15 protein-coding genes are annotated in these 15,786 nt (G+C 72.6%); 10 read left to right on the forward strand and 5 right to left on the reverse strand.

All coding sequences use genetic code 11. From position 1 onward, the window contains the following. Positions 1–4 precede the first annotated feature (4 nt). The 6 genes from GA0115233_RS15050 to GA0115233_RS15075 all read left to right on the forward strand — a co-directional run bounded on the left by GA0115233_RS15050 (position 5) and on the right by GA0115233_RS15075 (position 7,256). Positions 5–1,201 carry a serine hydrolase domain-containing protein gene (locus GA0115233_RS15050; RefSeq protein WP_093720715.1) on the forward strand — a complete coding sequence of 399 codons (1,197 nt, stop codon included), beginning with the start codon at positions 5–7 and terminating at the stop codon, positions 1,199–1,201. A 70-nt stretch (positions 1,202–1,271) separates the two neighbouring features. Next, positions 1,272–2,549, forward strand: a complete 1,278-nt coding sequence (locus GA0115233_RS15055; RefSeq protein WP_093720716.1) for a CAP domain-containing protein — start codon at positions 1,272–1,274, stop codon at positions 2,547–2,549. 55 nt (positions 2,550–2,604) lie between these two features. After that, the gene (locus tag GA0115233_RS15060) at positions 2,605–3,276 is read left to right on the forward strand and encodes an AIM24 family protein (protein WP_093720717.1); all 672 of its coding nucleotides are present in this window, start codon (positions 2,605–2,607) and stop codon (positions 3,274–3,276) included. Between the two features lie 181 nt (positions 3,277–3,457). Further along, positions 3,458–4,492, forward strand: a complete 1,035-nt coding sequence (locus GA0115233_RS15065; RefSeq protein WP_093720718.1) for a tetratricopeptide repeat protein — start codon at positions 3,458–3,460, stop codon at positions 4,490–4,492. Then, positions 4,489–5,514: a polyprenyl synthetase family protein gene (locus tag GA0115233_RS15070; protein WP_093720719.1), complete on the forward strand. Its 1,026-nt coding sequence runs from the start codon at positions 4,489–4,491 to the stop codon at positions 5,512–5,514. Before GA0115233_RS15065 ends, GA0115233_RS15070 begins: the two co-directional genes overlap by 4 nt. Before the next feature lie 182 nt (positions 5,515–5,696). Then, on the forward strand, positions 5,697–7,256 hold the full coding sequence (locus tag GA0115233_RS15075) for a protein kinase domain-containing protein (RefSeq protein WP_176711793.1): 1,560 nt from the start codon (positions 5,697–5,699) through the stop codon (positions 7,254–7,256). Here the strand turns inward: GA0115233_RS15075 and GA0115233_RS15080 are convergent. Then, positions 7,248–8,648 carry a serine hydrolase domain-containing protein gene (locus tag GA0115233_RS15080; protein ID WP_093720721.1) on the reverse strand — a complete coding sequence of 467 codons (1,401 nt, stop codon included), beginning with the start codon at positions 8,646–8,648 and terminating at the stop codon, positions 7,248–7,250. The genes GA0115233_RS15075 and GA0115233_RS15080 overlap by 9 nt on opposite strands. A 63-nt stretch (positions 8,649–8,711) precedes the next feature. On the opposite strand from GA0115233_RS15080, the gene GA0115233_RS15085 reads away from it, so the two are divergent. Both GA0115233_RS15085 and GA0115233_RS15090 read left to right on the forward strand, forming a co-directional pair. Continuing rightward, entirely contained in the window at positions 8,712–9,683 is a 972-nt protein-coding gene (locus GA0115233_RS15085; protein WP_093720722.1) for an LLM class F420-dependent oxidoreductase, read from the forward strand. Between the two features lie 88 nt (positions 9,684–9,771). Next, the gene (locus tag GA0115233_RS15090; protein WP_093720723.1) at positions 9,772–10,797 is read left to right on the forward strand and encodes a hypothetical protein; all 1,026 of its coding nucleotides are present in this window, start codon (positions 9,772–9,774) and stop codon (positions 10,795–10,797) included. Here GA0115233_RS15090 and GA0115233_RS15095 read toward each other — a convergent pair. The 3 genes from GA0115233_RS15095 to GA0115233_RS15105 are packed head-to-tail and all read right to left on the reverse strand — an operon-like array spanning position 10,779 to position 13,488. Continuing rightward, the gene (locus GA0115233_RS15095) at positions 10,779–11,267 is read right to left on the reverse strand and encodes a DUF6328 family protein (RefSeq protein ID WP_176711790.1); all 489 of its coding nucleotides are present in this window, start codon (positions 11,265–11,267) and stop codon (positions 10,779–10,781) included. The two genes, GA0115233_RS15090 and GA0115233_RS15095, sit on opposite strands and share 19 nt — an antisense overlap. Positions 11,268–11,309: 42 nt before the next feature. After that, positions 11,310–12,293 (reverse strand): aldo/keto reductase, encoded by a 984-nt coding sequence (locus tag GA0115233_RS15100; protein WP_093720725.1) that lies wholly within the window; start codon positions 12,291–12,293, stop codon positions 11,310–11,312. A 4-nt stretch (positions 12,294–12,297) separates the two neighbouring features. Beyond that, positions 12,298–13,488, reverse strand: a complete 1,191-nt coding sequence (locus GA0115233_RS15105) for an FAD-dependent monooxygenase (RefSeq protein ID WP_093720726.1) — start codon at positions 13,486–13,488, stop codon at positions 12,298–12,300. A gap of 348 nt (positions 13,489–13,836) precedes the next feature. Here GA0115233_RS15105 and GA0115233_RS15110 point away from each other — a divergent pair, with 348 nt between their 5' ends. Together GA0115233_RS15110 and GA0115233_RS15115 are read left to right on the forward strand one after the other, a co-directional pair. Beyond that, on the forward strand, positions 13,837–14,214 hold the full coding sequence (locus GA0115233_RS15110; RefSeq protein ID WP_093720727.1) for an apotyrosinase chaperone MelC1: 378 nt from the start codon (positions 13,837–13,839) through the stop codon (positions 14,212–14,214). A gap of 34 nt (positions 14,215–14,248) precedes the next feature. Continuing rightward, the gene (locus GA0115233_RS15115; RefSeq protein WP_093720728.1) at positions 14,249–15,073 is read left to right on the forward strand and encodes a tyrosinase MelC2; all 825 of its coding nucleotides are present in this window, start codon (positions 14,249–14,251) and stop codon (positions 15,071–15,073) included. A gap of 6 nt (positions 15,074–15,079) precedes the next feature. Here GA0115233_RS15115 and GA0115233_RS15120 read toward each other — a convergent pair whose 3' ends face one another. Further along, complete coding sequence (locus tag GA0115233_RS15120) at positions 15,080–15,763, reverse strand: ribonuclease H family protein (RefSeq protein WP_093720729.1); 684 nt, start codon at positions 15,761–15,763, stop codon at positions 15,080–15,082. Between the last annotated feature and the right edge of the window lie 23 nt (positions 15,764–15,786).

Consider the following 15,786-nt stretch of genomic DNA (forward strand, 5'->3'; position numbering starts at 1 on the left):
CCGGATGAACTCGGTATCGGCGGGCAAGGTCACGGCGTTCGGGACAGCGGTCCTGCTCTCCCTCCTGGCGGCACCGGCGCACGCGGCACCCCAGGCACCCGACCCGGACCTGGCGTCCCTGCGGGGCGTGCTGCGCACCGCGATGAAGCAGGGCGCGCCGGGCGCGGTGGCGCGGATCGACGACGAGGGCACGGTCGTCACCACGTCCGCCGGTATCGCCGACCGCGGCACCGAACGGTCTCTGGCCGCCACCGACCGCTTCCGCATCGGCAGCGTGACCAAGATCTTCTCCGCCGTCGTGCTGCTGCAACTGGTCGACGAGAAGAAGCTCAAGCTCGACACCCCGGTCAACCGCTATCTGCCCGGGCTGCTGCCGGACGACCGGATCACCGTGCGCCATGTCCTCGGCCACCGCAGCGGCCTGTACGACTACACCAACGACATGTTCGCCAGGACGGTTCCCGGCTTCGAGGCGGTCCGTTCCAAGGTCTTCACCTACCGCCAGCTCGTGGACCGCTCCCTGCGCAAGCCGCGCACCACCGCGCCGGGCGGCCCGTACTCGTACTCCAACACCAATTTCGTCGTCGCCGGGATGCTCATCGAGAAGCTGACCGGCAACCCGGTGGGTACCGAGTACCAGCAGCGGATCGTCGTGCCGCTGGGGCTGAAGGACACCTTCTACGTGCACCCCGGGAAGAAGATCCCGGGACGGTACGCGCGCGGCTACCTCACCCCGGACACGTCCGGCGCGGCGCTGGTCGACGCCACCGAGCAGACGGCGTCCTGGGCGCAGAGCGCGGGCGCGCTGATCTCCAGCACCCGGGACCTGAACGTCTTCCTGACCGCCCTGATGGAGGGCAGGCTGATGTCGGGCACGCAGCTCACACAGATGCGCAAGTGGGTGCCGGCGGGCACCGGCCAGGCGTACGGGCTGGGGCTGCGGCGGCGCGATCTGTCCTGCGGGGTCTCGGTGTACGGGCACACCGGGGCCGTCCAGGGCTACTACACCTACGCGTTCGCCTCCAAGGACGGCAAGCGGAGCCTGGCGGCCTTCGTCAACACCTCCAACAACGGCGCCGTGCACACCACCATGCTCGGCTCGCTGGAGTCGGCGTTCTGCGGGAAGAAGACCAAGGCGGTGCGCGGCACTTCGGTGGGTGAGCGGGCCGAGGCCGTCGATCCGGGGGCCGCCGCGCACTGATCGGCCGGGAACCCGAGCCGGGTCGTCCGCGTTGTCCGAGCACCACGTACGACGACACCTGGACGGCCTGATGAGCGAGTTGGTCCCCGGGGGCAATGTGCCTCTCCCGGGCGGTGCCGTGGCCGTCCGGGTGCCCGGCCCCTTCGATGTGTCCGCGCTGGTCACGGACGACAGCGGGAAGGTGGGCGGGGACGCCGACTTCGTGTTCTACAACCAGCCGTCCGCCCCCGGTGTGCGGCTGGACGGCGACACCCTGACCGTCGACCCGGCCCGGCTGCGCGCGGGCGCCACCCGGGTCACGGTCGTGGTCAGCCCCGCCGAGCCCGGCACCGCCCTGGGCACCCTGCCCGCCCCCACGCTCCGGGTCACCGGTTCCGGCGGCCGTACCCTCGCCCGGTTCGCCCCGCCGCGCCCCCGGCAGGAGACGGTGCTGCTGCTCGCCGAGCTGTACCGGCGCGGCGGCGGCTGGAAGCTGCGGGCGCTGGGCCAGGGGTACGCCGACGGACTGGCGGGACTGGCCCGGGACTTCGGGGTGGACGTCGTCGACGAGCCGCCCGCCGCGGCCGCGGCACCCGACCACGACGGCATCGCGGGACTGGTCAACTCGGCCCGTGCGGGCGCCGGTTCGCCGCCGGTGACGTTGGACGCCCGGCTCACCGCCGCCGCCCGGGAGCACGCCGCCGCCATGGCCGCGGCGGGACGGCTGGGTGTGGAGGGCAGGGACGGGGTCTCCGTCTACCAGCGGGTGACGGCAGCCGGGTACGCGTACCTCACCATCGGGGAGCACCTGGTGTCCGGACCGCGCTCCCCCGCCGAGTTCGTCGACTACTGCCTGCGCACCGGCCAGACGCGCGTAACCCTGTGCGACCCGGAGTTCACGCACGCCGGACTGGCCCACGTGCCCGCCCGCTCCGGCGATGTGTACTGGACGGCGTTGTGGGCCCGCCCTTTCAGCCCGGCGGACCTGGCCCGGACCGCCGCGCGGGTCGTCGACCTCACCAACCGGGAGCGCGCCGGGGCCGGTCTGCGCCCGCTCCGGACCGACTCCGCCCTCACGGCCGCCGCCCAGGCGCACAGCGCGGACATGGTGGCGCGGTCCTTCTACTCGCACACCTCGCCCGAGGGGTCGCAGCCCTGGGACCGGGCTGCCGCGGCGGGCGCCCGGCGCCGGTCGATCGGCGAGAACATAGCCTGCGGGCAGCGCTCCCCCGCCGAAGTCGTACGGGGCTGGATGAACAGTCCCGGCCACCGCGCCAACATCCTCAAGCCGGGCTTCACGCACATCGGCATCGGTTTCGCGGGCGGCGGCCCGTCCGGTATGTACTGGACCCAACTCTTCGGCGCCTGAAGGATCGTGGGACGCGATCTTGGCGGAGGGACCTCGTCCGCGACACGATGCCCGCATGAAGGGTGACCTGTTTTCCAGCGAGCACATGGTCCAGCCCGCCACGGCGCCGGGCATGACGGTCGAGAACGCCAAGTGCATCCGGTACGCGGTGAGCGGCGAGATGCTGGCCCGGCAGGGGGCGATGGTCGCCTACCGGGGCAGTCTCCAGTTCGAGCGCAAGGGCCAGGGCGTGGGCGGGATGCTCAAGCGCGCGGTCACCGGGGAGGGGCTGCCGCTGATGGCGGTGCGCGGGCAGGGTGAGGCGTGGTTCGCGCACGAGGCGCAGAACTGTTTCATCGTCGAGCTCGACCCCGGTGACGAGTTCACGGTCAACGGCCGCAACGTGCTGTGCTTCGACGCCACACTGTCCTACCGGATATCCACCGTGAAGGGGGCGGGCATCACCGGCGGCGGGCTGTTCAACAGCGTGTTCACCGGGCACGGGCGGCTCGGGCTGGTCTGCGACGGGAATCCGCTGGTGATACCGGTGTCCGCGCAGTACCCGGTCTACGTCGACACCGACGCGGTGGTCGGCTGGAGCGCGGGCCTGGGGACCTCGCTGCACCGCTCGCAGTCCATCGGCTCGATGCTGCGCGGCGGTTCCGGCGAGGCCGTGCAGCTGATGCTCAGCGGCGAGGGCTTCGTGGTGGTCCGGCCGAGCGAGGTGACACCGCCCAAGACCCAGTAGCCCGAGGGCCCGTGAGGTGATCTGCGCCTCACGGGCAACCCCGTACGCCCGGTCCGCGTCTTGATCGACAACAGATGACACCCCCCTGGCCCCCTGGGGCCGGGGGTGGTTTCCGTTGCTCTATACACACCATGTATACATGCAATGTATAGATGGGGTGCATACGGACCGAAAGGCATCCATGTACGGCAAGGCATTCGCCCCGGAGTACCAGGGGGCCCTGACCACCCTCTCCGTGAACTCCTCGCTCACCGACGTACTCGCGGCCGGCACCGAGGAACTGCGGGCCGCCGAGCGGACCGGGCGGCACGGCGAGGCGGCGCGATCCGGGCTGGCGGTCGCCGAGGCGCACCGCAGGCTGGGGCAGATCGGGGAGGCGGACCGGGCGTGGAAGGCGAGCTACCGCTCCGCCCGCACGGCCGGGGACACCGCGGCGATGGCGTGGGCGCTGTGGAGCGGCGGCACCCTGGCCCGGCAGCGCGGCGCGTTCGCGCTGGCCCGGCGGCTGCTCCAGCTCGCCGCCGACCTCGGTGAGCGCGGCGGCGACGTCGTCGTACGCGGCTACTCGCTGGCCGGGCTCGCCGAGACCGGCCGGATCCAGGGCGACTACGCGGCCGTGACCCGGCTGCACGAGCAGTTGCTGGCCGAGGCCCGGCGGCGCGGCGAGGCCCGCCACACGGTGTGGGCGCTGGAGGGCATCGCGCAGATCCACCGCAACACCGGTTCCTACGACACCGCGTTCGCGCTGTTCGAGGAGGCCGCCGAGATCGCCGCGCGCGCCGAGGACCGGCGCGGGCACGCCTGGGCGCTGCGCGGACTCGCCGACATCGTCTCGGTGCGTGACGGCGACATCGAGCGCGCTCTGGAGCTGCTGACGGAGGCGGAGGCGACCTGCCGGCAGATGAAGCTGTCCAGCGCGCTGGCCTACAACCACAAGATGCGCGGCAACGTCCTGTACCGCGCGGGCCGTTACACCGAGGCCCGCGACCTGTACACGCAGGCGCTCGACGAGTTCCGTGCCATGGGTGAGCCGCGCGGCGAGGCGCTGTCCCGGCTCGGGCTCGCCAAGTCCCGGGCCCGGCTGGGCCGCGACCACGCCGAGACGGCCGCCGAACTGGCGGAGCTGGCAGGCACGTTGGAGCGCATCGGCCTGCGGCACGCCCGGGAGATGGTGGCCCGCGCCCAGGAGGAGCTGGGTACGGAGGCGGCACGGTGACCGCGGCCCCGTCGACGGCGCCCCCGACCGCCGCCCAAGTACTGCACCGCTGCCGGGACTTGGTCCGCCCGGAGCTGGAACGGGCCGTGGCCCGGCTGCATCCCTGGGTCGGTGAGATGGCCGCCTACTCCTTCGGCTGGTGCGAGGTGGGCGGCGCCCCGGCCACCGCCCCGGGAGGCAAGGGAGTGCGGCAGGCGCTGGCCGTGCTGGGCGCCGAGGCGGTCGGCGGCCCGGCCCGGGCCGGTACCACGGCGGCCGTCGCCGTGGAACTCGTGCACGCCTTCTCCCTGCTGCACGACGACATCATGGACGGCGACCCGACCCGCCGCGGCCGCCCGACCGCGTGGCGGGCCTACGGCACCGGCCCGGCCGTCCTCGCGGGCGACGCCCTGTTCGCCCTCGCCGTGGAGACGATCGCCGAGGCCCCGGCCGGCGCACCCGGTTTACGGCTGCTGTCCACGGCGCTCGGGGACCTGGTGCGCGGACAGGCGGACGATCTGCAGTTCGCGGACCGGCCCTGGCTGGGCCCGGACCGGGTGCGGCCGGAGGAGTACCGGGCGCTGGCCGAGCACAAGACGGGCGCCCTGCTGGGCTGCGCCGCCGCCCTGGGCGCCGCGCTCGGCGGGGCCCCGCCCACCACGGTCGCCGCGCTCGACCGGGCCGGACGCGAACTGGGCATCGCCTTCCAGATCGTCGACGACGTGCTCGGCGTGTGGGGCGACCCGGCCGTCACCGGCAAGCCTGTGCACAACGATCTGCGGGCCCGCAAGAAGACCTACCCGGTGCTGGTCGCCCTGGACACGCCGGTCGCGGGGCGGCTGGCCGGGCTGCTGGACTCGGGCGAGCGGCCGGAGGCAGCGGCGGCGCTGATCGAGGAGGCGGGCGGCCGGTCGGCGGCCCTGCGCGAGGCGCGGCGCCGGATCGCCGCCGCCCGGTCCGCCCTGGCCGCCGTACCCCTGGACGCGGGCACGGAACGGGAGTTGGGGGCGCTGCTGGAGTTCCTGGTGGGCAGACAGCTCTGAACCGCGCGTTCGATCCGCCGGCCGGCGCCCACCGGATCACCCCCGGTCCGGGACGCGTGTTCGACCCACCGGTCGGCGTACGGGAGTTGGCGCATATCGGTCGACGGATCCTTGAACGGACCCGGTCACGCGCGCCGTACCTCTGGGAAAGGTGAGAGCCCGGGGTTCAGCGAGGGATGACCATGGTCAAGGCGCACGTCTCCACGCCCGTGTGGGTCGCCGGGAGGTACCGGCTCGTCGACATCGTCCACCGGGAGACCAACCGCGTCTGCTGGTACGCCGAGGACAGCCAGGCGGAACGGCCCTGTCTGGTGACCGGGGTCGGGCTGCCGGAGGATCCCGGCGGCGAGGAGGCGCCGCAGGTCGTCAACCGCGTTCTGCGCACGTCCGAGCGGCTGTCGCTGATGATGCCCGACCGGGTCGCCGAAGTTGTCGACGTGGTCGTGGAGTCGGACACCCTGTGGGTGGTGACCCGGTGGATCGACGGTCAGCCGCTGGGCGAACTCCTCACCCAGCGGGGCGCGTTGAACCACGTGCGGGCGGCCCGGATCGGGCTGGAGCTGCTCGACGTACTGGAGGCGGCGCACGGGCAGGGCGTCACCCACGGCGAACTCAGCCCGGCGCAGGTGTTCGTGCGCGACCAGGGCCCCGTGGTGGTCTCCGGTTTCGGACTGGCCGGGGCCACCCTGGCACCCCGGCTGGCCGCGCCCGCGTACGCCTCCCCCGAGCAGGCCCGCGACGAGGGGATCGGCCCGGCCACCGATCTGTGGGCGCTCGGCGCGCTGCTCTACACGATGGTGGAGGGCCGCCCGCCGTTCCGGGACCGGGGCCGCCCGCAGGCCACGTTGAAGGCGGTCGACCGGTTGCCGCTGCGCACCCCGGTCCGGGCCGGGTCGCTCGGCCCGACGTTGCAGGGCCTGCTCCGCAAGGACCCCGTGGAGCGGCTGCCCCGTTCGGTGGTCCGTGAGGCGCTGCTGGACGTCCTGGACGAAGGCACCTCGGGGGCGGAGACGCCGGACCCGGGGCTGCCGGGCCGGCCCCTCGGCCCGGCGCGCTGGAGCCGGCGGACCATGGTCGCCGGGACCGCGCTGGCCGTGGTCACGGTCGCGGTGGCCGTGCTCGCGGTCACGGGCGGGCTGCCCGGCGGCTCGGACTCCACCGCCGCCGATTCCTCGCCCCGCCCGGCCCCGACGCGCACCCCGACGTCCCCTCCTGCAGCTCCGCCGTCCGCCCCGGCCACCCCCACCCCCACCGCCACCGCCACCCCCAGCCCGGAGGGGAAGTCCCCGTTCAGCCGCTACGAGTCGCCCGAGGGCTTCTCCGTCACGCTCCCCGAGGGGTGGAAGCCGCTCAGCACCGACCGGGTCCAGGACCTGGCGTACCGGATCGTGCTCGGCGCCAAGGGCGACGACCGCACGCTGACCGTCACCTACAGCGAACGGGTGGGTCCGGACCCCGTCGAGGTGTGGCGGGACGTGGAGCCCGGCCTGAAGCAGGACGGCGGGTACCGCCGGATCGGCGACATCCGGGCGACGACCTACCGGGGCCGGGAGGCCGCCGAGATGGAGTGGCTCATGAACGCCGACGGCACCCAGGTCCGCACCCTGGGCCGCGGTTTCCTCCTCGGCGGCAGCCGCGGCTACTCGCTGCGCTGGACGGCCCCCGCGGATGCCTGGGAGGACCCGGACAACCGCGAGGCCCTGGCCACGGCCCTGCGCACGTTCCGGGAGCCGTCAGAGTGACCTGCGGGGCGCGCCGGTCCTGCGCAGCGGGCGCGGGTGCAGGGGCACGGTGCGCCAGCGGGCGGTGCAGGTGCGGTCCGGGAGCGAGCAGGTCACGGCGAGCCGGTGCGGGGTCTCCAGGAACAGCACCTCCGCCTCCAGGGTGTCGGCGTCGCTCCAGCCGCCGCTGACCGCGGTGGGCACCGGCTCCTCGGTGACGGTCCACTCGCCCGGCACCAGACGGAGATCGATCCGGTGCCCGTCCTCCACCAGCGTCAGCCGGTAGCCGTCGGGCGCGGTGTCGACCTCCGCGGAGACCCAGTCGGAGCCGAAGGAGACGGCCGTCCACGGCTCGGGCGCGTGCTTGCCGGGGGCCGGGGGAAGCGCGAGGGCCGCCAGCCGTTCGGCGAGGGCGGCGTCGGCCCGCTCGCGGCCGGTGAGCGGGTCGGGGCCGCAGGCGGGCAGCAGGTGCGTCCAGACCAGGTCCAGCACCCGCTGCATCTCCACGGTGGCGGAGGTCAGGGCGATCACGGCGTCCTGCTCGGGCAGGACCAGGCAGTACTGCCCGTAGGCGCCGTCCCCGCGGTAGCCGTGCCGGGACTTCCAGAACTGCAGCCCGTACCCCTGCCGCCAGTCGGCACCGGCCATCGGCCCGTCGGCGTTCGGGGTGTGGACACGGCTCGCCTCGGCCACCCAGGAGCGCGGCAGCACCTGCCGCCCGTCCCACGTCCCGCCCCGCAGATACAGCTGCCCCAGCCGGGCGATCGCGTCGGTCGTGGCGTGCAGCCCGCTGAACCCCAGCTCCCGGCCCGCCCGGTCGCGCAGCCACGCCACCTCGCCGATGCCGATCGGGTCGAACAGTCGGGGGCGCAGATAGTCGGTGAGCGTCCGGCCGGTCACGCGCTGGACGATCGCGGCGAGCGTGAAGGTGGCGGGCTGGTTGTACGCGAACACGGTGCCCGGGTCACGGTCGGGCGGCAGCAGCAGGAAGCCGTGCACCAGGTCGTCGGGGTCGATCGCGCGGGCCCGGTCGAGGGTCTCGTCCTCGTGTCCGCTGGCCATGGAGGCCACGTGCCGGACCAGCATGGCGCGGGTGCGCGGGTCGGTGACCTCGGCGTCGTACTCCGGGAAGTAGGAGATCACCGGATCGTCCAGGCTCATCAGTCCCTCGGCGACGGCGAACCCGGCCGCCGTGGAGGTGAAGCTCTTGCTGAGGGAGTACAGCAGCTGGGGCCGGTCGGGGGCGCAGGGCGCCCACCAGCCGGCGGCCACCAGGTGGTCGTGGCGCAGGATCATCAGGCTGTGCGGCTCGATGTCGGGGTCGGACTCCAGGGCGTCCAGGAAGGCGTGCACACGGGAGGAGTCGACGCCCTGGGCCGCGGGCGTACTGGTGAGGAGCGCACGTGTCGTCATGCCGTCATCCGTACCCGCCCCGGCGGATCGTTTTCCCCGACGCGGGCCGGGGACTCGGGGCCCATGGTGCAGATCGGATACACGATGATGACCGAGCAGGCCGGCCCGCGTGACCTCGTCGACCACGTGGTGCGCGCCGAGGAGGCCGGCTTCGACTTCTCCGTGACCTCGGACCACTACTTTCCGTGGCTGCGCGCGCAGGGGCACTCGCCGTACGCGTGGAGCGTGCTCGGCGCGGCCGCACAGGCGACCCGGCGGATTCCGCTGATGACGTACGTGACCTGTCCCACGTTCCGCTACCACCCGGCGGTGGTGGCGCAGAAGGCGGCGACGGTGCAGTTGCTCTCCGAGGGGCGGTTCCGGCTGGGGCTCGGCTCCGGGGAGAACCTCAACGAGCATGTGGTGGGCGGGGGCTGGCCGTCGGTGGAGGTGCGGCACGAGATGCTTGAGGAGGCGATCGGGATCATCCGGGCGCTCTTCGAGGGCGGCCATGTCTCCCGGCACGGCACCCATTACGACGTGGACTCCGCCCGGCTGTGGGACCTGCCCGACCCGCCGACGCCGATCGGCGTCGCCGTCTCCGGGGAGCGGTCCTGCGCGCTGGCCGGGCGGCTCGCGGACCTGGTGATCGCCACCGAGCCGAAGCCGGGGCTGCTGGACTCCTTCGACCGGCTCGGCGGGAGCGGGAAGCCGCGGGTCGGCCAGTTGCCGGTCTGCCACGACGCCGACCGGGACACCGCGGTCAGGCGTGCCCACGCCCAGTTCCGCTGGTTCGGCGGCGGCTGGAAGGTGAACTCCGAGCTGCCGCACCCGGATTCCTTCGAGGCGGCCACCCAGTACGTCACCCCCGACGACGTCGCCGCCGCGATACCGTGCGGCGACGACCCGGACGACTTCGTCGAGGCGGTACGGCCCTATGTCGAGGCCGGGTTCGACGAGGTGGCCCTGGTGCAGATCGGCGGGGAGTCGCAACCGGCCTATCTGGACTGGTCGGAGAAGACCCTGCTGCCCGCTCTCCGGAACGCCTTCGGATGACACGCCCCCGGGGCGGTCAAACCGCCGCATGCGGGCGCATATAGGCTGCCTGTCTGCACTTGCGGTTCCAGCCTCAGGAGAGTCATCCGTGACCCTAGCCCTCGTCCCGTCCGAGACGTCACCCGTGCCCCTGTCCGACCTCGTCGCGCGGGACGCGCGTGAGTTCGGGGCGTACGCGCGCACCGGCGGCTGGGCCTTTGCCCTGATGGTGGCGCGGAGCGTACGGCCCGGCGGCCAGGGCGCCGAGGAGACGCCGAAGGTGTCCGCGAAGGAGTTCGCGGAGCTGGCGGGCTGCTCCCCGGAGCGGGTCATGCGCTACTACAGGGCCTGGGACCGGGCCGCCGACGACGGCCTGGTCCCGCAGTTCGAGGCGCTCCGGCCGGGCGCCGAGGTGGAACTGCCGGACGCGGACGTGTGGCTGAGCTACTACGTCTCCCGCAACAGCGCCACCTCCGAGCGCGGCACCGCGATCGCCGAGGCGGCCGAGGCGGAGGGCATCCGGCCGACGAAGGCGCTGGAGGTCGCGGAGAACCCCACCGCGCTGCGCGCGGCGATCCTCGCCGACCCCTCCACCGCCCGCGCGGCCCGCAGCGCGCTGCTCGACCGCGTCAAGGAGGACCCCGAGCTCCAGGTCGAGCTGGCGCGGGACGTGGTGCGCACCGACGATCTGAAGAAGGCCGTCGCCAGTGAGAGCCGGGCCGCCGACCGGATCGGCTATGTCCGCCAGATCGCCGAGTCGGGGCAGGTGAAGACGCCTGCCGGGCAGACCATCGAGGCGCCCGTGGAACTGCGCCAGGAGGCCGAGCGGCATCTGTCCCTCATCGACGAGCTGGACGAGGACGAGGACACCGGCGAGTGGGCCACCGAGGCCTACGACACCCTGCGCAGCCTCGTCGCCGAGACCGTGGAGGCCGACCCCGAACTGCGCGTCCAGGAACGCCGGACGAAGTTCTACAGCAGCCTCCAGCGGGCCACGAAGGTGTTCGAGGAGCTGACCTTCGACGATGTGCAGGAGTTCGCCGAGGACGACATGGTGCGGCAGCTGGAGGACCTCCAGCAGGCCATCACCTCGTGCATCGCCGCGCTGAAGGGCGGTCAGTCCCGCGAGGTGTAGCGGCGCCTGATCCACCAGCCCAGGCCGAACCAGCACACCAGGTACCAGAGCACGATGCCGGTGACGATCCAGGGCACATAGCCGTCGTGGGTGGCGACCCGGAGGATCAGCAGCAGCGAGGACGCCATGGTGATCAGCAGCAGCACCAGGCCGATGAAGGTGAGCCGGGAGGCCCATTCGACCGCGCGCGGTTTGATGCGCCTCCCGGACACCATGCGGTGCAGGGACACCGGTCCGATGAGGGCGCCGGTGGCGGCGGCGCCCACCACCACCGTCACCAGGTAGATCGTCTTCTCGGTGTCTCCGAGGTCGTCGTACTTCGGGGTGAAGACGACGGTGAGCAGGAAACCGAAGAGGATCTGGACGCCCATCTGGGCGACCCGGACCTCTTGCATGAGCTCGCCCCACATGCGGTCGGCACGCTCGTCCTCGGTCTCGTTGCGGCCGGTGCGTTTCGCGGGTTCCTGCATCGCCATACGGTCCGGGTCTCCCGGTGTTGATCCTTCAAACAGTTACCAGCGGGCCTCGACCTGCTCCTTGATCCGCCGCTCGTACAGCTCACGGATCGCGTCCAGGGTCTCGGCGGACAGCTCCGGCAGCGCGGCGGCCGAGGCGTTGGCGCGGGCCTGCTCGGGTGAGCGGGCGCCGGGGATCACCGTGGTCACTCCGGGCTGCTGGACGATCCAGCGCAGGGCGAGCTGGGCCGGGGTGAAGCCCTCGGGGGCGAGGGCGGAGAACTCGGCGGCGGCTTCGACGCCGGTGGCGTAGTCGACGCCGGAGAAGGTCTCGCCCTGGTCGAAGGACTCGCCGTGCCGGTTGTAGGTGCGGTGGTCGTTCTCCGGGAAGACGGTGTCCTTGGTGTACTTGCCGGACAGCAGGCCGGAGGCGAGCGGAACGCGGGCGATGATGCCGACGCCCGCCTCCCGCGCGGCGGGCAGGACCTCGTACAGGGGCTTCATCCGGAACGGGTTGAGGATGATCTGCACGCTCGCCACGCCCGGCCGGGCGATCGCGGTGAGCGCCTCGGCGCAGGTCTCCACGCTCACGCCGTAGGCGGCGATGCGCTCCTCGGCGACCAGGGTGTCGAGCGCGTCGAAGACCTCGTCGCTGGAGTAGACGGGGCTGGGCGGGCAGTGCAGCTGCACCAGGTCGATCCGGTCGACGCCGAGGTTGCGGCGCGAACGGTCGTTCCAGGCCCGGAAGTTGTCCAGGACGTAGTTCTCGGGGATCTGCTCGACCCGGCGGCCCATCTTGGTGGCGACCATGACATGCAGGTCCGGACGGCCGCTGAGGAACGCGGCGATGGTCTGTTCGCTGCGGCCGTCACCGTAGACGTCGGCGGTGTCGAAGAAGGTCACCCCGGTCTCGGCGGCCGTCTCCAGCACCTTGAGGGCTTCCTTGTCGTCGACGTCGCCCCAGTCGGCTCCCAGTTGCCAGGTGCCGAGGCCGATGACGGAGGCGTGCTGCTGCGACCTGCTGAATGTGCGCTCTTCCATGGCGTCAGTCTGTCACCCGCGCGAGCTTCGGGCCGAGCCAGCGCTTCAGGCGGCGCAGTGCCTCCAGCCGCCCCGCCGCCCGGTCCAGGCGGTAGTAGAGCTGCGGCGGGACGTACGGCAGCAGGGGTGAGTGGCGCTGGCCCAGCAGGGCGAACATCTGCTCCGGAGGGAGGTCGATGTAGCGGGTGAGGTTCTCGTACCACTGGGCGCTGTGCCGGGCGGCGCTCTGCAGCGGGAGCAGTTCCTGCTTGCGTGCGCGTTCGTAGTGGGCGAGGGCCTGCGGGAGGTCGGTGTGGTCGCGCAGGGCGCCGGCCAGGGCGAGGGCGTCCTCCAGGGCGAGGGTGGTGCCGGCGCCGATGGAGTAGTGGGTGGTGTGGGCGGCGTCGCCGAGCAGGACGAGGTTGTCGCGGTGCCAGGTGCGGTTGGTGAGGGTGCGGAAGTGCAGCCAGGGGGAGCTGCCGTCGGCCGGTGCCCGGCCGATCAGGGCGTGGCCGTCGAGGGTGTCGGCGAACAGCTTCTCCAGCAGCACGAGCCCGTCGGCCTCGTCGGCCCGGTCCAGGCCGAGGCCGGTGAAGGTCTCGGGGGAGCACTCGATGACGCAGGTGCTGCGCTCGGGGCTGAATCCGTAGCCGTAGGCCCAGATCCAGCCGTGCTCGGTCTCGACGAAGGAGAAGGTGAAGGTGTCGAAGACCTTGCTGGTGCCGAGCCAGATGTAGTGGTTGCGGCCCGGAGTGAGCCGGGCGCCGAAATGCTCCGCGTGCCGGGTGCGCAGGGCGCTGTGCACGCCGTCGGCGGCGACGACGAGGTCGGCCTCGGGGAGCGGCCCGTCGGCGTCGATCTCGTGCGCGTACTCCAGGTGGACGCCGAGGGAGCGGGCGCGGGCAGCGAGCAGTTCGAGCAGCCGGTGGCGGCCAATGCCGAAGCCCTGGTCGCCGCGGTGCCGGGTGACCTGGTCGCGGACCCGGGCGACGCCTTCGTTCCAGGTGACCGAGTGGTCGGCGATCGCCCGGGCGGAGACGGGGTCGTGCCTCTGCAGTTTGTCGAGCAGTCCGCGCCAGTAGGTGACGCCCCAGCCGTAGGTGGAGCCCTCCGGGTTGCGCTCGTACACCGTGATGTCGTGGGACGGGTCCGCCAGCTTCAGCAGGATCGACAGGTACAGCCCGGCGGGCCCTCCGCCGACACAGACGACCTTCACGCGCGCCCCTCGGTATCACTCGTAGCGATCATTGCGAGACGGAGAGTAGCAGCGCGCGGAGGCGAGTCCCGGCTTCCGGATCGCGTCACTTTCCCGGCGTGACGCAGGCCACGAGCCGTGCGCCCGCCCGTCAAGAACCACCCGAATCGGGGGCCCGAGGAGAAGGAATTACCCGTTCCGCGCGCACGCGGCATATGCGTGGAGCAAGATCATCTTGGTTCAACCTTGCACCACATGTGGGTAATTGTCCGGATCACAGCCAACCACTCCGGACCGATTTCTCCCCATCTCGGCGGCCCCGATAGGCATACGGAAGTCACCAGCCCACATCCGAACCGGGAGATCCGTATGCCCGAACTCACCCGCCGCCGCGCGCTCACGGCCGCTGCCGCACTCGCCGCCGCATCGGGGGCCGCCACCCTCGCCGCCCCCGCCGCACGGGCCGCCGGTCACCACCCCGACCCCTCCCCCGCGGCCTTCGACGAGGTCTACAAGGGCCGCCGGATACAGGGCCGGGTGCGCTCCGGAGGGGGCCACCACCACGACCACGGCGGCGGCTACGGCGTCTACATCGACGACGTGGAGCTGCATGTGATGCGCAACGCCGACGGCAGCTGGATCAGCGTCGTCAGCCACTACGACCCGGTGGCCACCCCGCGCGCCGCGGCGCGGGCCGCGGTCGACGAACTCCAGGGCGCCGAGCTCCTGCCGTTCCCCGCCAACTGAACCGCCCCTCACGCACTACCTGGAGCATCCGCACATGACCGTCCGCAAGAACCAGGCGAACCTGACCGCCGACGAGAAGCGCCGCCTCGTCGCCGCCCTCCTGGAGCTCAAGCGCAGCGGCCGCTACGACGACTTCGTCCGCATCCACAACGACTTCATCGTCGGCGACACCGACAACGGCGAGCGCACGGGCCACCGTTCGCCGTCCTTCCTGCCCTGGCACCGCAGATTCCTGCTGGAGTTCGAGGCCGCCCTGCAGGAGGTGGACGCCTCGGTGGCGCTGCCCTACTGGGACTGGACGACCGACCGCACACCGCGCGCCTCGCTGTGGGCGCCGGACTTCCTCGGCGGCACCGGGCGCAGCCTGGACGGGCGGGTGATGGACGGGCCGTTCGCCGCCTCGACCGGCAACTGGCCCATCAACGTCCGTGTCGACGGCCGCACTTACCTGCGCCGCTCCCTCGGCTCCGGCGGCCGTCCGCTGCCCACGCGGGCCGAGGTGGAGTCGGTGCTGGCCATCGAGACGTACGACATGCCGCCCTGGAACAGCGGTTCGGACGGCTTCCGCAACCACCTGGAGGGGTGGCGCGGGGTCAACCTGCACAACAGGGTGCACGTCTGGGTCGGCGGCCAGATGGCCACCGGGGTCTCCCCCAACGACCCCGTGTTCTGGCTGCACCACGCCTACGTCGACAAGCTGTGGTCCCAGTGGCAGCGCCGCCACCCGAACTCGCCCTACCTCCCGGCGACGGGCACGCCGAACGTGGTCCACCTCAACGGCACGATGAAGCCGTGGAACAACGTGCGGCCCGCCGAACTGCTGGACCACACCCGGCACTACACCTTCGACGTGGCCTGACCGGGCTCACGCCTCGGCGGTACGGCACTCCGGGTGGCCCCAGCCCTGCGCGTTCTTGGCGATCTGCTCGCCCGCCGCGTAGGAGCGGCCGCACACACAGCGGCCGGGGAACTTCGCCTTGATGGTGCGGGCGGAGGAACCGCCGCCGCTCTTCTTCGCGGCCGCGGGGCGGCGGCGCGGCGCCTTGACGGGGGTGTCCGGGGAGGGCGGCGGCTCGGGCGAGCCCAGCTCGCTGCCCGCGGGCTCCTGCACGGTGGCGGCCTGGCTGGCGGCGCGGTCCGCGAAGTCGTTCAGCTTGTCGCCGTCGACCTGGTGGGCGGGGACGTAGCGGAACTCCACCGACCGTCCGGCCAGGAGTTCGTCGATGCGTACGACGAGCTCCTGGTTGGCGACCGGCTTGCCGGCCGAGGTCTTCCAGCCGTTGCGCTTCCAGCCGGGCAGCCAGGTGGTGACCGCCTTCATGGCGTACTGGGAGTCCATCCGGACCTCCAGCGGCACCGCCGGGTCGGTGGCCGACAACAGGCGCTCCAGCGCGGTCAGTTCGGCGACGTTGTTGGTGGCCCTGCCGAGCGGTCCGGCCTCCCAGCGGGCCGGGGTCTCGCTCTCGTCGGCGACGACCCAGGCCCAGCCCGCGGGTCCGGGGTTGCCCTTGGAAGCCCCGTCGCACGCGGCCACTACTCGTTCACGCATGTGCCGATCATGCCACGGGCCCG

The sequence above is a fragment of the Streptomyces sp. DI166 genome (genome assembly GCF_900091315.1).
GTDB lineage: Bacteria > Actinomycetota > Actinomycetes > Streptomycetales > Streptomycetaceae > Streptomyces > Streptomyces fuscus.